Source organism: Alishewanella aestuarii B11, from assembly GCF_000280055.1.
Taxonomy (GTDB): domain Bacteria; phylum Pseudomonadota; class Gammaproteobacteria; order Enterobacterales; family Alteromonadaceae; genus Alishewanella; species Alishewanella aestuarii.
The window spans coordinates 1-18,874 of record NZ_ALAB01000002.1 but is presented as its reverse complement, the minus strand read 5'-3'; the positions used below and the strand labels follow the sequence as shown (position 1 = coordinate 18,874).

Below are 18,874 nucleotides of genomic sequence, written 5' to 3'. Positions count from 1 at the left end.
GATTATAACTGAAGCCCGGCGCTATCGCGCAAAAATATTTCACACAATTATATTGCGTGCAAGATTAATTGCCGTTAGTATGCTCTGGCAATCAACCTTTAACTGAATGAGGTAACAAAATGGATATTCTGTATAAAGCCGTGGTCACCGCTACCGGTGGTCGTGATGGTCAGGCACAGTCAAACGATGGCTTACTGCACACTAGACTGGCAGCACCAAAAGAACTGGGCGGTAAGGGCGATGCCACTAATCCGGAACAACTGTTTGCTGCCGGCTACTCGGCTTGCTTTATTGGCGCTTTGAAATTTGTCGCCGGTCAAAACAAGCAAAGCCTGCCTGCCGATGTGTCTATCCGTGCAGAAGTCGGGATTGGCAAAATTGAGGGTGGCTTTGGGTTGGATGTCGACCTGTTTATTAGCTTGCCTGGTTTAGCACAGCAAGCAGCTGAGCAACTGGTCGCGGCCGCACATCAGGTTTGCCCATACTCGAATGCGACCCGCGGCAATATCGAAGTAAGGTTGCATACCAGCGTCTGATTATGCCGGAGCCGGATGTCGCCAACCTCTGTTGACGGTATCCGGTTTAATCGCTACACGTTTAAAACCAGTCCGGATTTAAAAATGGTATTAATGCCAGCGTCAACGCCTGCTGATAAACACCACTGCGACTTAACCGGTTCTGGGTTAATAAGCCGATAGCGCCACCAGCCTGTTTAATATTCTGGGTACCAAATAGCTCATCCATCACATCGCCCAGCTCCTGGCCCTGCTCCAACGCCTGCAGCGCCGCCTTAGGTAACATTAAACTGGCCGAACGCGCCTTGCCGAGCTTGCCCTGATGTTCAATTAGCATCCAGGCAAAGGTCATCTCACCATCCAAACCGGCCTCTATGGCCACATAAAAATCGGCTGCGCCCTGCTGCTTTAACGCCATTAAGCGGTTTTTCGCTCCGGCATAAGTTTCTTCGCTACTTAGCGGCTGCTCAGCAACACCGGACGGCACGCTAATACCGCGCACCGCAATAGCTTGTTCAGGGAAATTCACCTGAAAACACTGCTCAACCGCCCGGATTTTGGCCGGATTGGCTGAAGCGACTAATATTTGCCAAGTCATAATTTAACCTTTATGGTAATTTTTGAACGCATTTTAACATATGACTTTTTCAGGGGCAGTTATGCCAGCGCAATCCTATAAAGAACAGCAAAGTTTTCGTTATACCTGGGGCTACTGGATATGTCTGACTATTGCGCTATTCTTCGTCTATGGCTGTTGGCAGCAACTTATTTTGCAACAACCCTATGGTGATAAACCGGCACCGGATCTGCTACTGGTACTGTTAACCCTGCTACTACTGTCATTGGTTACTGTCTTGCACTTTTCCAGTTTACAGTTACGGCTTGAGCAAGATAGTCTGGCTGTAAGATTTACGCCTTTTTTCTGGCGCTGGCGTCAACATCAGTGGCATGAAATACAAAGCTGCGAAGTCGTAACCTATAGCCCCTTAGCTGAATATGGTGGCTGGGGGATTCGCGGTTCAAAACGCAATCGCTGCTATAATGTTTCAGGCAACCAAGGGCTACGAATCAGGCTAAAAAATGGCGCCAGCTTACTGATCGGTACGCAGCAGGCTCAACCTCTCCAGAGTTGGTTAGATACTTTCTTGCAAGCTAAGGCCGCAGAAACAACAAGGGCGTAATCTTTCGAGTTACGCCCTTTTCTGTTGTAGGAGCCTTTGCCCTTTTTCGCTTTCACCACCCGGGGTTGAAACAGCTTACTGGTGACTAAGGCTTTTAGTGCATTGTCGCGAATTTCCCCGCGGCCATGCTCGGTTGCCGCTTGCTTACTCATTATTGCTCTCCTGTATAAAAACGCGCGCAGTCTAACTGCACGCTTAGGTTAACACAATAGTGATTAGTTCAATTTATATACAGCGCTCTGCTGTACTAAAGGGATCTAGGGCTGAGCAGCGGTTAAAAACGCCTGATAGCTACTATTATCTGTTACCAGCCGGTATTCATAACCGAGATTATCCAGATAGCCGGCGATAGCACTGTGCTCTGCCACTTCAAACCCGGCCAGTACGTCGCCGGTAGCGGCACCATGGTTGCGGTAGTGAAACAACGTAATATTCCAGTGTTCACCCAGCGTATTCAGGAAATTCATCAGTGCCCCAGGATATTCCGGGAAGTTAAACTGATACACCTGCTCCTGCAACTGCCGTGGCGGCATACCACCGACCATATGCCTTACATGCAGCTTGGCCAGTTCATCGTCCGACAGATCCAGATACTGATAACCGGCCTCAGTCAGCGCCTTTTTTACCGTATTCAGTTCAGTCTCACCATGGCGCAATTTAATGCCGACAAAGATCTGCGCTTTGTGCTCGCTGGCATAACGGTAGTTAAATTCGGTAATGGCGCGGCCACCCAGGGTTTGGCAAAAACGGCGGAAACTGCCTTTTCCCTCCGGGATGGTTACCGCAAATACCGCTTCTTTTTTCTCGCCCAGCTCACAGCGCTCGGAGACATAGCGCAGGGTGTCAAAGTTAAGGTTAGCGCCACTAAGCACCGCAGCATAATGCTGCGGCCTGGGTAAGGTACTGTTTTTTAACAGCTGGCTGTATTTTTTTAAGCCCGCCAGTGCCAAAGCACCGGCCGGCTCGGCCACGGCCCGTAAATCATCAAAGATATCTTTGATCGCAGCACAGATTTCATCGCTGCTTACCGTGACCACCTCATCACAAAAACGCCTGGCCAGATTAAAGTTTTCGCTGCCAATCCGCTTTACTGCCACCCCATCGGCAAACAGCCCCACCCGCGGCAAGGTCACCGGTTCACCGGCTGCCAGAGCAGCCTTTAAGCAGGCGGCATCTTCCGGCTCTACACCAATGACTTTGACATGGGGCTGAATGGCTTTGATATAGACCGCCATTCCCGCCATCAGACCACCACCACCCACCGGAATAAAGACGGCATCCAGGCGGTTATGCTGGCTTAGCAGCTCCTTAGCCACGGTGCCCTGGCCGGCTATCACATCAGCATCGTCAAAGGGCGGAATATAGATGGCGCCTTCGGTTTGCGCTTTTTGCATCGCAAAGCTGTTGGCTTCATCAAAGGCGGTGCCATGTAGCACCACCTTGCCACCTAAAGCCCGAACTGCGGCTACTTTAATTTCCGGCGTCGTGATCGGCATCACTATGGTTGCGTCCAGACCTAATTTCGCGGCGGACAGCGCCACACCCTGGGCATGGTTACCGGCCGATGCGCAAATCACTTTGGCATCAGGCTGCTGTTGCTGCACTTTATGCAGTTTATGAAAGGCGCCGCGCAGTTTAAAGGAATAAACCGGCTGCTTATCTTCCCGCTTTAACAGCACCTGCTGCCCAAGGCGGGCGCTTAACTTATGCATTTCATCCAGCGGCGTTTCTACCGCCGCCTGATACACCGGCGACAACAGAATTTCCCGCAGATAGTGCTGCATCACCTCAGCATCGCTGCTGTCGGTTGCTGCCCGTGCCAGATTATCCATTACTGCTCCAGTTTTGACAGATCGCGTACCGCACCCTGGTCGGCACTGCTTGCTAGCAAGGCATAAGCCTTTAACGCGGCGCTGACCACGCGCTGACGGTTTTCCGGTTTCCAGGCTTTGCTGCCTTTGGCTTGCATCGCAGCGCGGCGACTGGCCAGCACCTCGTCACTGACGGCAATGGCAATTTTGCGGTTGGGAATATCAATCTCTATCCGATCGCCCTCTTCGACCAGCGCGATAGCACCGCCGCTGGCGGCTTCCGGTGACACATGACCAATTGATAAGCCTGAGGTACCGCCAGAGAAACGACCGTCAGTGATCAGCGCACAGGCTTTGCCCAGCCCCATCGATTTTAAATAACTGGTTGGATACAACATTTCCTGCATCCCCGGACCGCCTTTGGGCCCCTCGTAGCGGATAATAACGGCATCACCGGCCACGACCTTGCCGCCCAGAATGGCGGCAACAGCGTCATCCTGACTTTCAAATACCCGCGCCCGGCCACTAAACACCAGGTTTTCCGGCTCGACACCGGCAGTTTTAACGATACACCCCTTTGGCGCCAGGTTACCAAACAGCACGGCTAACCCCCCATCCTGCGAATAGGCATGCGCCTTATCGCGGATACAGCCCCCGGCCCGATCATCATCTAATGACGGGTAACGGCAATTCTGTGAAAACGCCTGAGTGGTGCGGATCCCGGCCGGACCGGCCAGGTAAAACTGTTTTACCTGCTGATCAGTGGTGGTTTTAATATCCCACTTCGCCAACACCTCAGCCAGTGAGCTACCGGCAACATGCGGCGTATTGGGGTTTAGCAAACCGGCACGGTTCAGCTCCGCCAGGATTGCAATCACGCCACCGGCACGATGCACATCTTCCATATGATATTTCTGGGTAGAGGGCGCCACCTTACTCAGGTGCGGCACGATACGCGATAAGCGGTCGATATCAGCCATGGTAAAGTCCACTTCGGCTTCAATAGCGGCAGCCAGTAAATGCAACACCGTATTGGTTGAACCGCCCATCGCGATATCCAGCATCATGGCGTTTTCAAAAGCAACCTTATTGGCAATACTACGCGGTAGGGCCGTAACATCATCGTCCTGATACCAACGCTTACACAGCTCCATAACCCGGAAACCGGCTTGCACAAATAATTCTTTGCGATCGGCATGGGTTGCCAGTAAAGAGCCATTGCCCGGCTGCGCCAGGCCCAATGCTTCCACCAGACAGTTCATCGAGTTGGCGGTAAACATCCCCGAGCAGCTGCCGCAGGTTGGGCAGGCACTTTTTTCAATTTGCTCGCTTTGGGCATCGCTGACCTTGGGATCGGCCGCCGATACCATGGCATCAACCAGATCCAGCTTGATAATTTGATCCGAGAGTTTGGTTTTACCGGCTTCCATTGGTCCGCCGGAAACAAAGATCACCGGAATATTTAACCGCAGCGCGGCCATCAGCATACCCGGGGTGATCTTGTCACAGTTCGAGATACAGACCATGGCATCGGCACAGTGGGCATTCACCATATATTCTACCGAGTCCGCGATCAGCTCCCGCGACGGCAGGCTGTACAGCATACCGCCATGCCCCATGGCAATGCCATCATCAACCGCGATGGTATTAAATTCTTTCGCGATACCGCCGGCTTCAACAATGCTGGCGGCTACCAGCTTACCGAGGTCGCGCAAATGCACATGGCCGGGAACAAATTCGACAAAGGAGTTAACCACCGCCACTATCGGCTTGCCGAAGTCGGTATCTTTTACACCGGTGGCCCGCCATAAGGCACGGGCGCCCGCCATATTACGGCCTTCGGTGACGGTAGCGGATCTGAGTTTTGGCATCTTGTTATCCTGTAAAAAACGTAAGTCAATTAAGCACGATTAGGCACGCAGCACAGCAACATCAGCCGAAGCCAATTCCAGCTGCTGTACGTCATATAACTTCACCAGCTGACTGGTCAGTAGCGTAATGGGTTTCTCACTTTGCACTGTCAGGGTAATTTGTAAACCGGCCCGGTCAGTTAGCGGGGTCATCGCCAGGCCAGCCAGCTGATAACCACGATAGCGGGTTACCTGCAGTAAACGCTCTACCACGCTGGCTTCATTGCGGGTGGTGATATTCAGGGTATGTTGCATCAGTTCGTCTCCGTCAGCATATCTTCGTTCGCGGCACCTGGCGGTACTAAAGGCCAGACGTTGTCTTTTTCATCGATCCGTACGTGTAATAAATAGGGCCCCGGCCAGCTAAACATCGCTTCCAGCGCGCTTGCCACTTCATCTTTGCGGGTAATGGTATGGCCGGGAATGGCGAAGGCCGCTGCCAGCGCCACAAAATCCGGGTTATCCGATAAATCGGTTTCGCTATAGCGTTCATTAAAGAACAGTTGCTGCCACTGCTTCACCATGCCCAGCCGTTGGTTATCGATAATGACGATCTTCACCGGCAGCCGGAAGCGCTTGATGGTGCCCAGCTCCTGCACGTTCATCATAAAGGAGCCATCGCCACTGACGGCGATCACCGTGTCCTGTGGCCGTGCCAGCTTGGCACCAATCGCCGCCGGTAAACCAAAGCCCATGGTGCCTAAGCCGCCGCTGGATAAATGATTGCGCGGGCTATTAAAACGCATATGCTGCGCCACCCACATCTGATGCTGGCCCACATCGCAGCACACCACGCTGTTATCCGGCATCCGTTCACTCAGTTGTTTCAGCATAAGAGGAGCAAAAATCCGTTCACCCGGGTGATCATAGCGCCAGCCATATTGCTGCTTTAATTGCTGACAATGCGCCAGCCAGTCAGCGCATTGGGTGGCGGTACTGATCGCCGGCAGAATTTGCTTCATATCGCCCAGCAAGGCACAGTCTGCAAAGCGCACCTTATTAATTTCTGCCGGATCGATATCCACATGAATCACTTTGGCGTGCGGTGCAAACTTATCCAGCTTACCGGTTACCCGGTCATCAAAGCGGGCACCAAAACAGATCAGTAAGTCAGATTGCTGCACCGCCAAATTGGCGGCCTGGGTGCCATGCATCCCCAGCATGCCCAGATAGTGCGGGTTAGCGCGGGCTACCGAGCCCATGCCTTTTAAGGTGGTGACTGATGGCATTTCACTTTCGGCCAAAAAAGCCTGTAACTGTGGCAGCGCATCCGCCATCTGCACCCCTCCGCCGATGTAGGCAATCGGCTTCTTCGCCTGTGCGATCAACTGCCGCGCTTTGGCCGCGTTAGCCAGTGAGGTCGCTAAGCGGGCAGTTGGCAGCGTTGGCCACTCGGGTTCACTGACCTCAGCCAGTTGAATATCCTTCGGAATATCAACTAATACCGGGCCAGGGCGACCACTTTGTGCCAGCCGGAAAGCTTCGTGTAACGTATGCGCCAGCTCATTGACATCGCGGACCATAAAGCTGTGCTTGGTTACACCCAACGATAAGCCTAAAACATCGACTTCCTGAAAGGCATCGGTCCCCATCACCGCTTGTGATACCTGACCGGTAATGGCGACCAGCGGTACCGAATCCAGCAGGGCATCAGCCAGCGAGGTAATCAGGTTAGTGGCGCCCGGGCCAGATGTCGCTAAACAGACGCCAACCTTGCCAGAGGCGCGGGCGTAGCCGATGGCCGAAAAGGCGCCGCCCTGTTCATGCCGGCACAGATAGTGTTTAACCGTGCTGTGATAAATCGCATCGTAAATTGGCATAATAGCGCCGCCCGGGTAACCAAAGATGGTGTCTACCCCCTGCTGCTGTAATACCTTTAATACCAATTCTGCGCCTTTCATTTGCTGTTGCCCTTTTTGCTTGTTGCCCGAATCAATTTTCACCAGCCCTGAAACGACAAAACCCCCGGTCCTTGCGGAGCGGGGGTTTTGCTGGAAGTCGACTTAGTGTGCGCTATCGTTCCAATACACCGCCCCCGCGGAGATTAATAATCACCACGATTACGAGGACAATGATGTTCAGAACGGCTGCTAAACGCATTTAATACTCACTAACTCTTACGGTTAATTGTTGTTGCTTTAATCAAAAAGCAGATTGGCTATATTAATAGACGTCTATCTGTCCGGAGTCAACCGCTTTTTGCTGAAAAAATGACTTTTCCTGAAAATAATTAAAATTTGTATCGCCGGCAGTGAGCCGCTAGAGTATCTGTACAGGTGTAAAACAGCAGGTCGCCACGGCCGTGGACCAACTTGAGTTATTTGAGCTACCGAACCCCTGCATTGGGGTGTGTGAGAGCAATCAACGCGGTTATTGCAAGGGCTGCCTGCGCTCGCGCGAAGAGCGCTTTAACTGGCATCTAAAGCCGGCTGCAGAGCGGGCGCGCATTTTAAAACTGCTGGCTCAGCGCCGGGCGCGCTTACAGCAGAAAGCTAATGCCGGGTCACAACCTGAGCCGCAACCCGGTTCACTGGATTTGTTCTAGGCTTTTTTCACCAGACTAATCAGATATAGCAACACCACAGCACCCACTGTTGCGGTAATCAGTGAGCCAATCAAACCAAAGGCTTTTAACCCCAGGGCACCAAATAGCATACCACCGAGGAAGGAGCCGACGATCCCGACTACGATATTACCCAGCACACCAAAGCCACGACCTTTCATAATATTGCCGGCCAACCAGCCAGCGACCGCACCGATAATCAGAAACAGAATAAAATTCATAATTGCTTTAACCTATTTTTTGTTAAAAAGCGGATAACTATTTTTTACACAGTATCTTGCCCAGCAATCAAGATAGCTATAAATTCAACAAGCTTCAAACCGGATCTAACAATAACACTACGGAGTCATCTATGAAATTAAAGATTGCAGCTTTAGCTATCACATCTACCCTGGTACTGGCGGGCTGTGAAACAACAAATTCCATTCCTTACAAAGCATCTTCAGCAAATGTGATCTCAATTCAGCAAACACTTCAGGCTGAAAATAAAAAAGTTAAAATGGGTAAGGTACAGATTGCACAAGGTGTAGATGAAAGCCCAATGTGTCGCTTAATGGGGCCGGTAAAAGTAGCTCCGGGCAAAACCATCCCTCAGTATATTGAAGCGGCCTTCCAGGAAGAATTGTTTTTAGCTCAGGTTTATAACCCAAGCGCCAGCACTGAGATCCAAGCTGTAGTAGAGGAGCTGAAATTCAGTTCAGTTACGCCAGCCTTTTGGGAAGTATCAATGACTGTAAAGTCGAATCTTTCTGAAGGCTATAAAGTGTCAGTGAAATATCCGTTCGGTACCAGCTGGAGTGCGCCATCAGCTTGTAAAAACGTCGCGGATGCCTTTGGTCCTGCTGTCCAAGAGCTGTTAAAAGAAGTTGTAAATCACCCTGACTTCAAAAAACTTGTCTAGAGCGATTTTGAGCAGCTTGCCGCGCGCTTGCTGCTCAACTTTCAACTAACGCTAATTCTGGCCCAGTCAGAGCTCGATACTCCCCCTCTGCCAACTCTGGCGGCAGCTGCAAAGCACCGATCCGCTCGCGGTGTAGTCGTTCAACTTTATTGCCGATAGCGGCAAACATCCGTTTTACCTGATGGTAGCGGCCTTCGTGAATGGTGAGCAGGGCTTCGTGCGTTGCCACCAGCTCTAATTGTGCTGGCTTGGTCGGCTCTTTTTCGCCACGAAGCATCACGCCAGCAGCAAATTGGGCAACGGCTTCAGCTGGGATCGGATCTGCAGTCCAAACCCGGTAGGTTTTCGCGACATGGTGTTTTGGTGAGCTTAAGCGATGTGACCACTGACCATCGTCAGTCAATAGCAGCAAACCTGTAGTATCCAAATCCAGCCGGCCAACGGTATGTAAACGTTCAACCAGCGGTTCATCCAGTAGCGTAAAAACAATAGGGTGTTCGGGGTCATCATTGGCACAGACGTAGCCGGCAGGCTTATGCAGCATAATATAGCGTGGGCCGATCAGCTGTAGTGGCTCACCGTCGAGCTCCACCTGATCCGTTACACTGACCTGACGGGCAGCTTGCTTAACCGGCTCGCCATTAATACTGACTAAACCCTGACGGATACTTTTGCCGGCCTGCGAACGGGTCAGACCGGTGCAATCACAAATAAACTTATCTAAACGCATAATTCACCTTAGTTGATGAAGACAGTTTAGCTTTGTCTTAGCGCCGAGACCATAAAATTCGGATTAAGTAGCTGTTCACGCTGATAAACCGGGCCGCTAATGCCATCAAATTGCACGCTGGCCCCCGCTTCCAGCGCAATGATATGTCCGGCGGCGGTATCCCACTGCATAGTCGGGCCAAAGCGCGGATAAACATCGGCCACCCCCTCAGCGACTAAACAAAATTTTAGCGAGCTACCCACTTCAACCAGTTGATACTGCGGCAGCCTGGCTAAATAACCGGCGAGATCCGGGCTGGGGTGGCTGCGACTGCCAACCACTCTAACCACCTCTGCAGTTTGGCTAACCTGGATCACCTGGCTACCGGCGGCGGTTTTTAACCAGGCGCCCTGAGCTTTGGCGGCATAATAGGTTTTTGCCAGCACTGGCGCATGCACCACACCCAGCACCGGCTCACCCAGTTCGATCAGCGCAATATTGACGGTAAATTCGCCGTTGCGTTTAATAAATTCTTTCGTGCCATCCAGCGGGTCGACCAGCCAGTAACGTTGCCAGTGTTGCCGCACTGCCCAGCTAATATCGGCGGCTTCTTCCGATAAAATGGGAAGGTCCGGCGTCAACTCCGTCAGGGCATTAACAATCAGCTGGTGCGCGGCCAGATCGGCTGCCGTCAGCGGTGTGGCATCGGCTTTATCAGTAATATTAAACTCTCGCGGATCCCGCTGATAAATTTCTAAGATCGCCTGACCGGCCTGTTCAGCAATCTCAATAATAGCGTTTAATATGTTCATTATATATTCCAGAAAATCATAGCATTGCAGTCAAACACATGCTGTTAAGAATAGCGCTATTGAAAGAAACTGACGACTCAACAACGCTGCTTCAGGGCTTGGTAGGGTAGTCTTTTCGTAACAGCAGCAGGGAGGCTGCGCAGGCTGAAAGGGCACAGGGATGTGATCCTTGAAGCCGGTGGAGAAAAGACTACCCTGCCAAGGCCGCTGCACCTATCAGAATGCTGTGCCAAACGGCAAGCAACAACTAGGCAATCACCCCTTTATTGGCTAATAACGCCAGCAATTTATCTACACTTTGCTCCAGCGAGCTTTGCGCTGTATTCAGCACCAAATCAGCGGCCAATGGCGCCTCATAGGGATCGGAAATGCCGGTAAAGTTTGCGATTTCCCCGGCGCGCGCCTTTTTATATAAACCTTTTACATCGCGCTGCTCACACACTTCTAGCGGTGTGGCGATATAAATTTCCAGAAACTTTCCCGGCGGCAGCATACTTTTTACCAACTCGCGTTGCTCGCGCAGTGGCGAAATAAAGGCACTCAGTACCAGCAGGCCGGCATCGACCATCAGGCCGGCAACAGCACCGACCCGGCGTAAATTCTCACGCCGATCCGCTGCGCTAAACCCCAGATCAGCGCACAGGCCATGCCGCACATTATCGCCATCCAGCAAATAGGTGTGCACACCGCGCGCCAGCAATGCCTGCTCCAACGCATTGGCCACGGTCGATTTACCCGAGCCGCTCAGGCCGGTAAACCAGAGCACGGCACTCTGATGCCCCTTTAACCGGGCGCGCGCGGCCGCATCAATCTGGTATTGCTGCCACTGAATATGCGTCGCTTTGCTAAGTTCTGTCATACCGCTCACTACTCTCCTGTTTGTTACGGCAAGGCGTTAGGCAAGCCGGGTTAGCGGCTGCTGAAACACCGCAGCGCCGGGACGCTGCCCGAACCAGTGCAACTGCGATTGTAGCGCTACCACTTCACCGATCACCAATAACGCTGGTGAAACCACCTGTTGCTGCTCGACCAATTGGGCTAATTCAGACAAGGTGCCGGTGATCACCCGTTGTTCACGACGGGTACCATTTTCAATAATCGCCAGCGGCGTTGCCGGATCCCGGCCGTAAGTCAGCAACTGCTGTTGGATGTCGGCTGCTTTTAGAATACCCATATAGATAGCCAGCGTCTGATGCGGCCGGCTCATACTGTACCAGTCTGGCTCATCGCCGGCTTTACGACAATGGCCGGTCACAAACTGCACACTATGCGCATAATCCCGATGGGTTAACGGAATACCGGCATAGGCGGCGCAACCGGCTGCGGCAGTAATACCCGGCACCACCTGAAACGGGATCTGCTCTGGCAACAGGGCTTCAATTTCCTCGCCACCGCGGCCAAAAATAAAAGGGTCGCCGCCTTTTAGGCGACAGACTTTTTTACCTTGTTTCGCCAGTTGTACCAGCAGCGCATTGGTATCCTGCTGTGGCACCGAGTGCGCACCGGCTTTTTTGCCAACACAAATCCGCTCCGCATCACGGCGTACCAGCTCCATAATCTGTGGCGACACCAGATAATCGTAAACCACTACATCGGCTTGCTGCATCAGTTGTAAGGCTTTTAACGTTAATAACTCCGGATCGCCCGGGCCGGCACCGACAATCCATACTTCGCCCTGCCGTGGTTGTTCACTCTGCAGCATCTCTGCTAACTGTTGCTCCGCTTGCTGTGGCCGGTTCGCCTCCAGTTGTCTTACCACATCTGAGTCAAATACCCGCTCCCAGAACTGACGCCGCGCCGCAAAACCCTGAAATTTCGCTTTGACCTGGTCACGAAAACGACCAACCAATTCCGCCAGTGGCCCCAGATGTTGCGGTAACAGCGTTTCTAACTTTTCCCTTAACCGACGGGCTAATACCGGGGCGGTACCAAAGCTGGAAATGGCAATTAAGATCGGGCTGCGATCAATAATCGATGGAAAAATAAAGCCACACTTTGGCTGATCATCAACGGTGTTAACCAGCATATTGCGCTCTGTCGCTGCCTGGTAAACCGCAGCATTCACCTCGTCATTATCGGTGGCGGCAATCACCAGCAACTTGCCATCCAGCAGCTGAGGTGTAAAACAACCGGGTAACAACTCGGCTTTGCCCTGCTTTTGCCACTGAAGAAATTCCGGCGCAAAATCCGGCGCTACCACGGTTAAGCGGGCGCCGGCGCTCAATAAGGTACCGGCTTTACGCAGCGCTACACTGCCGCCGCCGACAATCAGCACCGGCTTATCAGTTAGTTTTACAAAAAGTGGCAGATACTGCACAGTCGCCTCGGGTTGCAGCCTTTATCATCAGGCTGACAGCTTACCCAGCAGCGTGGCAAAGCGGAAATAGCAATTTGCGCTCAGTTATAACCAAAGGCTATCAAAAACAAATACACTTATACTCAATTTTCTTAAAAATTAAACAGACATAAAAAAGGCGGTAACCAAAGGTACCCCCGAACGGGATGAGACAAAGCTGCATAAAAATAAACACAATAACTACAAAAAGCATAAATATTGAGCAAATCTTATTAATGAACTAGTATTGGTCATTAATAATGACACTTTTAAACCGTCTGAACCAGTAAAGGTCCGTAATGAACAATACCAATTTACGTCCATCCATAGCCTACAGAATATGGAAGTTCTTATACCCAGTATTTTTTCTTAGTTTATCTATCTCATCAGTAGCTGCGCAGACATCTTTGGTTGCATGTAATGACTGCTCTTCAGCTTATATGAAGGCTGCTGCAGAACAAGTGGCAATGAGAATGCCTACTGGAAATCACCAAATAAAAGTACTTAATATCAGTAATGCAGAATATCATTTATATCAAGCGGAGGTAATTCGTCACTCTGCTGGACCTCGAAACACCGACGATGAAATACAGTTGAACCTGAATCGCGTAACGCTAGCCAATGAGGAACAAACTCAGCAACAGCTTTTAGCTTACCGTAGGACCATTGAAGATTTAAAAACTGTTCTAACCGGCAGTAAAATTTTGCTCCCAGATACATTCCCTTATCGTAGTGCTGCAGAAGCATTGCAGTATCCTGATGCTTTCTCTAGCAGCTTTAGTCATTTTTTGAACAACCAACATGCTGGGTTACAGCGCGCAATTTTTGATACGAGAGCGATTGCGGAAACACTGGCAGCCAACTTGCAGCTAGGCGTCAATTCTATATTTTCTGTCACTACCTCTTTAAGCACTGGAACAAGCTCTACAGTTGTGTTTTCGGATGGTAGCCAGCTCAAATTTAACTTCAATTTTACCAATGATCTGACCGATGGACTGCTGCTAAATGTTACATTAGCGAACGTACCAGTCGCGACAGATGCAAATGGCAAGCGAATTCCACATAACCCTGTAGAAGCTCGCAATTACGTTGTTGATAAAAATGCAATTGATTTGCATGCTTTAGCTGACTATTTGGCTAAAATTGGAATTAAGATTATTGATGATAAAGGAGGCAACATTTGCTTACCTGACTCGTTTTCTTGTAGCAATGATGGCAAACAATGCACTGTGAACTACCGATGCTGAATAGCACTCTCTAGAGTGCAAAATTAGTTAACTCCAGCGATATTACCTGGTTCAAATCAGTTCTACTTTTTGAATGTATTAGCACCAATATTGGTTACATTACACGATAGGCATCATAAAAAAGGCGGCAACCAAAGGTGCCGCCAAACAGGGATGAGAGAGTATCCCAGGCTATGTAAAACGGTTGCTTAGTGACGGATCAGGTAATCGAACGCGCCCAAAGACGCATTAGCACCGGCACCCATGGCAATGATAATTTGCTTATAGGGCGCTGTGGTGGCATCACCGGCGGCAAAGACGCCAGGGATCGAGGTTTGACCACGCTCATCCACGATAATCTCGCCACGCGGCGATAATTCCACTGCACCACGTAACCACTCAGTATTAGGTACCAGACCGATCTGCACAAAAATACCTGCCAGTTCAATCCGTTTCGCTTCTCCGGTTTTACGATCGGTATAGTTAATACCGTTCACCCGGGTGCCGTCACCTGTCACTTCAGTGGTCTGGGCTTCGGTGATAATGGTGATATTGCCCATGGAGTTAGCTTTTTTCACCAGAACCGCATCGGCCCGCAGCTCGGCGGCGAACTCCAGTACTGTCACGTGCTCAACGATACCTGCCAGGTCAATGGCCGCTTCAATACCGGAGTTACCACCACCGATCACGGCGACTTTCTTGCCCTTAAACAGCGGGCCATCACAGTGCGGACAGTAAGCCACACCTTTACCACGGTATTCCTGTTCACCCGGCACATTCATTTCGCGCCAGCGGGCGCCCGGGCTTAAAATCAGGGTTTTACTTTTCAGTACCGCACCATTGGCCAGCTCCAGTTCAACCTTATCGGTTTTGCGCAGTTTCACCGCACGCTGGTTATTCATGATATCCACGTCGTATTCACGCACATGGGCTTCTAAACCGGCTACCAGCTTTGGACCCTCGGTGTACTTCACCGAAATAAAGTTCTCGATGCCGACGGTATCTGCGACCTGGCCACCAAAGCGCTCGGCCACGATCCCGGTATTTAAGCCTTTACGGGCAGCATAAATTGACGCTGCTGCGCCAGCAGGGCCACCACCAACCACTAACACATCAAATTCCGCTTTGTTTTTCAGTGCTTCGGCCTGACGTTTTTCGGCGTTAATGTCAATTTTCTGGATAATTTTCTCCAGCGTGATGGCACCCTGTGAGAACAGCTCACCATTCAGGTATACCGAGGGCACTGCCATAATATTTTTGGCTGCAACTTCATCCTGGAACATGGCGCCGTCAATCATCACGTTAGTGATGTTCGGGTTAATCGCCGACATAATATTCAGCGCCTGCACCACTTCCGGACAGGTCTGGCAGCTTAATGACACATAGGTCTCAAAACGGAAGCTGCCGCTGATATTTTTAATTTGCTCGATCAGATCGGCTTCGACCTTGATCGGGTGACCACCAGAATGCAATAAGGCCAGTACTAACGAAGTAAATTCATGGCCAAGCGGAACACCGGCAAAGGTAATTTGCGTGTTTTTGGCCACAGAGCGCACCAGCATCGCAGGTTTGCGCTGTGCCAGACTATCGTCACGACGATAGGTGACTAAATTCGATAATTCGGCAATCTCAGTTGCCAGTTCACTTACCTCGGCTGCTTTGGCGCTATCATCTAAAGATACCACCAGCTCAACCTCGGTTTTCAGGTTTTGCAGATAGGTTTGTAATTGTTGCTTCAGGTTAGTATCTAACATAGAGAATAAGTCCTTAAAAACTGAAAGTCGCGGCGCAGCAAGGCAAGGGAGGATCGGGCCAGTGTTTCCACCGGCCAGACACCAAAGTTTCCTTTGGCAGTGTGAAGCTGGATTACAGCTTCACCGAGGGGCTGTAATCAGCTTACAACACTGCAGTTGCCTGCAAGTTGCATCAAACTTAGATCTTACCAACCAGATCCAGAGAAGGCGCTAACGTCTTCTCACCTGGAGTCCACTTAGCTGGGCACACTTCACCATCGTGATTAGCAACGTACTGAGCAGCTTGTACTTTACGGAACAGCTCAGCAGCTGAACGGCCAATACCCAGGTCATGGATTTCACATACCTTGATCACACCCTCTGGGTTGATGACGAAGGTACCACGCAGTGCCAGACCTTCTTCCTCGATCATCACACCGAAGTTGCGGGTGATAGCGCCAGTTGGGTCAGCCAGCATTGGGTAGTTGATTTTCTTGATCGTTTCTGACGCATCGTGCCAGGCTTTGTGCGTGAAGTGGGTGTCAGTTGATACTGAGTACACTTCAACACCGATTTCCTGGAACTTAGCATAGAAGTCAGCCAGGTCGCCTAATTCTGTTGGACAAACGAAAGTGAAGTCAGCCGGGTAGAAGCAAACAACAGTCCACTTACCTAATAAATCCTGGTCAGTTACTGGTACAAATTTACCCTGATGGTAAGCAGTCGCTTTAAACGGCTTGATTTTGGTATTGATTAATGAAGACATGTGTTGCTCCTTACAGTTAATAAAACAGTTAATGTTTCAACGCTGGCTAGTGTAGCCATGCATGATTAGCATTTAAAACGAATAAAACAAATCATGCTAATCGCTTTAATTGATAACGCTCAGCTTTGATTGATACGTCGTAGCGTCAAAACAGACCACCGGCGCGTCGCAAAGTTCGCCTTAGTCAGCCAGCACAAAGGTTTGGGCTAGCGCTGACAATTTCAATGTCCAGACAGTGCAGAAAATCTTAACTTAGCGCCAGCACATGACAAAACCGTGACACCAATGCCATGCGGCGTTTTACGGATGAGCGGGGATCAGGGATGGCTTGGGTTGTAAAAAGTGCTGCATCAGTTGCTGATATTCACTACTGGCTTTTAGCTGATCCAGCGCTTGCTGTAACCGCTGCACTTGCTCCAACGGCAGTTGTGGGTGTAATGCCAGATAATTATGCCCAACGGCCGATAAATCGATTACCGCTTCCACTGCACTGAGTTGCTGCTGATGCTGGCCCAACCATACCGGCAGAATCAGTTCCGAGGCAATCAGCAAGTCAACCTTACCATGCAAAAACGGCAGTACCGCATCGGATTTACTATTAAACCGCAATAAATTGACATCGACTGCAAAACCCAGACTTTTGTTCGGCGACAATTAGGATGACCGGTTGACGACAATTATCTTGGCCGGTTGGGTGTCACAATAGGTACCTTGTTTTCTGTTCGGAGTTCAAGGTGCCTGGACAACATATCACCCAACGACAAGAGGAGCTGTATATGCAGCATCGCCAACAAGGCATGACTCAAGAAATCGCTGCCGCGAAGTCTGCCATTTCCACCCGAACTGCCCGACGTATTGAGCAGTCCAACACCTTACCCCGCGCTAAAGCTGATAGAGATTGGCGCACCCGCGAAGATCCACTGGAAGCTGTATGGGAAACCGAATTGGTTGTGCTGTTAAACGCCAAGCCCGAGCTCACGCCCATTACTTTGCTGGAGCATTTGCAGGCGCACTACCCAGACCAATATGACCAGCGAGTTCTGCGCACCCTGCAGCGGCGGGTTAAGCAGTGGAAAGCGCTACATGGCCCGGAGAAAGACGTCATCTTCCGCCAGCAAGCCCAAGCCGGTTTACAGGGCTTCTCCGATTTCACTCATCCTGATAGCCCGGTCACCATTAAGCAGCAGCCCTTTGCCCATTTACTGTATCAGTTCCGCCTCGCTTATAGCGGCTGGCGTTCAGTGACGGTGGTTCAGGGGGGTGAGAGTTATTCTGCCTTGTCTACCGGCTTACAGCGTGCGCTGACGCAGGCCGGTGGCTGTCCGGTAGAGCACCGCACCGATAGCCTCAGTGCCGCCAGAAACAACACACAAAACGTTTGGACAGATGCCTATCAGGACTTGTGCGAGCATTACAACATGACGCCGACAAGGAATAATTTAGGGCAATCGCATGAGAATGGCGTGGTGGAATGCGCTAATGGCTCATTTAAGCGCCGCCTGGCGCAGCACCTGCTGCTTCGTGGCCACAGTGACTTTGACAGTATCGAAGCCTATCAGGCCTTTATTGACCAAATCGTCGGCAAGCTGAACCAGCGCTCACGCAGCCGCTTTTTAGAAGAGCAGCAAGCCCTGCAGGCCTTACCGGAGTATGGTGCTGTTGATTACACCTTACTGAGCATTAAAGTCACCCGTAGTGCCACCATCGAAGTGCGTCGTGTGGTGTACAGCGTGCCATCCCGGCTGATTGGTGAGCGCCTGCAGGTACGACTGTATCATGACAAACTGGTGCTCTATGTGGGCCAGCAGGTGGCATTGACCTTGCCAAGAATTTACCCGGCACCCGGCCAAAGCCGCGCGAGGTGTATTAACTACCGGCATATTATCGGCTCACTGGCGGCTAAACCGCAGGCGTTTCGTTTCTCGCAGCTGCGGGATAACATCTTACCTGACGACAATTACCGTGAGCTGTGGCAGTTAGTGGATGATGCCTTACCAGCACAGGAGGCCTGTAAATGGATCGTCACGGTGCTACGGTTGGCCTGTGAATATGATAGCGAACACGCACTGGGTGAAACTCTGCTGCAACAGGCCAGAGTGGGGCAATTTGAGTGTACCCAGACTATCCAGGCGCGCTTCTTTACACCGCAACGTGCGCCAGAGCTGAAGAGTCAGCAGCACAGCCTGCAAAGTTATGATGCGCTGCTGTCTTCATTAAAGGCCCAGGCGAAACACGATGTGGAGGTGCCATTTTGACCTCCTCCGTTGCATTACTGCTCAAAGAATTACGGCTGCCGGCGTTCGTCAGACACTATGAAAAACTCTGGCAAACCGCGGTAGAAAAAGGCTGGTCGCACAGTGACTATCTGGCGGCCTTATGCGAATACGAGCTCGCAGAGCGCTTTACACGGCG

General features: G+C 51.1%; 20 protein-coding genes. 6 read left to right on the top strand and 14 right to left on the bottom strand.

The features are described from left to right. Nucleotides 1-119 precede the first annotated feature (119 nt). On the top strand, nt 120-536 hold the full coding sequence (locus tag AEST_RS01060; RefSeq protein ID WP_008606410.1) for an organic hydroperoxide resistance protein: 417 nt from the start codon (nt 120-122) through the stop codon (nt 534-536). A 61-nt stretch (nt 537-597) separates the two neighbouring features. Here the strand turns inward: AEST_RS01060 and yjjX are convergent, their stop codons facing one another. Further along, nucleotides 598-1,113, bottom strand: coding sequence for an inosine/xanthosine triphosphatase (gene yjjX / locus AEST_RS01055; RefSeq protein WP_008606409.1), 516 nt, complete (start codon nt 1,111-1,113; stop codon nt 598-600). A gap of 61 nt (nt 1,114-1,174) precedes the next feature. On the opposite strand from yjjX, the gene AEST_RS01050 reads away from it, so the two are divergent. Continuing rightward, nucleotides 1,175-1,696, top strand: coding sequence for a hypothetical protein (locus tag AEST_RS01050; protein WP_008606408.1), 522 nt, complete (start codon nt 1,175-1,177; stop codon nt 1,694-1,696). Here the strand turns inward: AEST_RS01050 and AEST_RS16900 are convergent. The 5 genes from AEST_RS16900 to ilvG all read right to left on the bottom strand — a co-directional run bounded on the left by AEST_RS16900 (nt 1,630) and on the right by ilvG (nt 7,318). Next, on the bottom strand, nt 1,630-1,848 hold the full coding sequence (locus tag AEST_RS16900; RefSeq protein ID WP_083840367.1) for a ribosome alternative rescue factor ArfA: 219 nt from the start codon (nt 1,846-1,848) through the stop codon (nt 1,630-1,632). The two genes, AEST_RS01050 and AEST_RS16900, sit on opposite strands and share 67 nt — an antisense overlap. Nucleotides 1,849-1,953: 105 nt before the next feature. Next, nucleotides 1,954-3,528, bottom strand: coding sequence for a threonine ammonia-lyase, biosynthetic (gene ilvA / locus AEST_RS01045; protein ID WP_008606407.1), 1,575 nt, complete (start codon nt 3,526-3,528; stop codon nt 1,954-1,956). Beyond that, complete coding sequence (gene ilvD, locus AEST_RS01040; protein ID WP_008606406.1) at nt 3,528-5,378, bottom strand: dihydroxy-acid dehydratase; 1,851 nt, start codon at nt 5,376-5,378, stop codon at nt 3,528-3,530. The genes ilvA and ilvD overlap by 1 nt, the downstream gene beginning before the upstream one ends. A 39-nt stretch (nt 5,379-5,417) precedes the next feature. After that, nucleotides 5,418-5,672: an acetolactate synthase 2 small subunit gene (ilvM, locus tag AEST_RS01035; protein ID WP_008606405.1), complete on the bottom strand. Its 255-nt coding sequence runs from the start codon at nt 5,670-5,672 to the stop codon at nt 5,418-5,420. After that, nucleotides 5,672-7,318, bottom strand: a complete 1,647-nt coding sequence (ilvG, locus tag AEST_RS01030) for an acetolactate synthase 2 catalytic subunit (RefSeq protein WP_039924897.1) — start codon at nt 7,316-7,318, stop codon at nt 5,672-5,674. Before ilvG ends, ilvM begins: the two co-directional genes overlap by 1 nt. Nucleotides 7,319-7,719: 401 nt before the next feature. Here ilvG and AEST_RS01025 point away from each other — a divergent pair, with 401 nt between their 5' ends. Continuing rightward, nucleotides 7,720-7,962 (top strand): DUF1289 domain-containing protein, encoded by a 243-nt coding sequence (locus AEST_RS01025; RefSeq protein ID WP_008984885.1) that lies wholly within the window; start codon nt 7,720-7,722, stop codon nt 7,960-7,962. Here the strand turns inward: AEST_RS01025 and AEST_RS01020 are convergent. After that, nucleotides 7,959-8,201: a GlsB/YeaQ/YmgE family stress response membrane protein gene (locus AEST_RS01020; protein ID WP_008606402.1), complete on the bottom strand. Its 243-nt coding sequence runs from the start codon at nt 8,199-8,201 to the stop codon at nt 7,959-7,961. The two genes, AEST_RS01025 and AEST_RS01020, sit on opposite strands and share 4 nt — an antisense overlap. Before the next feature lie 131 nt (nt 8,202-8,332). Between AEST_RS01020 and AEST_RS01015 the strand changes: the two genes are divergently transcribed. Further along, nucleotides 8,333-8,881: a hypothetical protein gene (locus AEST_RS01015; RefSeq protein WP_008606401.1), complete on the top strand. Its 549-nt coding sequence runs from the start codon at nt 8,333-8,335 to the stop codon at nt 8,879-8,881. Nucleotides 8,882-8,915: 34 nt separating this feature from the next. On the opposite strand, the gene rsuA is transcribed toward AEST_RS01015, so the two are convergent. The 4 genes from rsuA to cysG form a co-directional block, all read right to left on the bottom strand. Continuing rightward, the gene (gene rsuA / locus AEST_RS01010; RefSeq protein WP_008606400.1) at nt 8,916-9,611 is read right to left on the bottom strand and encodes a 16S rRNA pseudouridine(516) synthase RsuA; all 696 of its coding nucleotides are present in this window, start codon (nt 9,609-9,611) and stop codon (nt 8,916-8,918) included. Between the two features lie 26 nt (nt 9,612-9,637). Continuing rightward, nucleotides 9,638-10,402: a 3'(2'),5'-bisphosphate nucleotidase CysQ gene (gene cysQ / locus AEST_RS01005; protein ID WP_008606399.1), complete on the bottom strand. Its 765-nt coding sequence runs from the start codon at nt 10,400-10,402 to the stop codon at nt 9,638-9,640. A 247-nt stretch (nt 10,403-10,649) separates the two neighbouring features. Next, nucleotides 10,650-11,261, bottom strand: coding sequence for an adenylyl-sulfate kinase (gene cysC, locus AEST_RS01000; protein ID WP_039924801.1), 612 nt, complete (start codon nt 11,259-11,261; stop codon nt 10,650-10,652). Nucleotides 11,262-11,297: 36 nt separating this feature from the next. Beyond that, nucleotides 11,298-12,719 carry a siroheme synthase CysG gene (cysG, locus tag AEST_RS00995; protein WP_008606397.1) on the bottom strand — a complete coding sequence of 474 codons (1,422 nt, stop codon included), beginning with the start codon at nt 12,717-12,719 and terminating at the stop codon, nt 11,298-11,300. Between the two features lie 317 nt (nt 12,720-13,036). On the opposite strand from cysG, the gene AEST_RS00990 reads away from it, so the two are divergent. Further along, nucleotides 13,037-13,984 carry a hypothetical protein gene (locus tag AEST_RS00990; RefSeq protein ID WP_008606396.1) on the top strand — a complete coding sequence of 316 codons (948 nt, stop codon included), beginning with the start codon at nt 13,037-13,039 and terminating at the stop codon, nt 13,982-13,984. 188 nt (nt 13,985-14,172) lie between these two features. On the opposite strand, the gene ahpF is transcribed toward AEST_RS00990, so the two are convergent. The 3 genes from ahpF to AEST_RS00975 all read right to left on the bottom strand — a co-directional run bounded on the left by ahpF (nt 14,173) and on the right by AEST_RS00975 (nt 17,116). Then, complete coding sequence (ahpF, locus tag AEST_RS00985; RefSeq protein WP_008606395.1) at nt 14,173-15,717, bottom strand: alkyl hydroperoxide reductase subunit F; 1,545 nt, start codon at nt 15,715-15,717, stop codon at nt 14,173-14,175. Nucleotides 15,718-15,895: 178 nt separating this feature from the next. Beyond that, nucleotides 15,896-16,462: an alkyl hydroperoxide reductase subunit C gene (gene ahpC / locus AEST_RS00980; RefSeq protein ID WP_008606394.1), complete on the bottom strand. Its 567-nt coding sequence runs from the start codon at nt 16,460-16,462 to the stop codon at nt 15,896-15,898. Nucleotides 16,463-16,762: 300 nt separating this feature from the next. Continuing rightward, entirely contained in the window at nt 16,763-17,116 is a 354-nt protein-coding gene (locus AEST_RS00975) for a type 2 periplasmic-binding domain-containing protein (RefSeq protein ID WP_008606393.1), read from the bottom strand. 80 nt (nt 17,117-17,196) lie between these two features. On the opposite strand from AEST_RS00975, the gene istA reads away from it, so the two are divergent. Continuing rightward, nucleotides 17,197-18,717, top strand: a complete 1,521-nt coding sequence (gene istA / locus AEST_RS00970) for an IS21 family transposase (protein ID WP_193759634.1) — start codon at nt 17,197-17,199, stop codon at nt 18,715-18,717. Nucleotides 18,718-18,874: the final 157 nt, after the last annotated feature.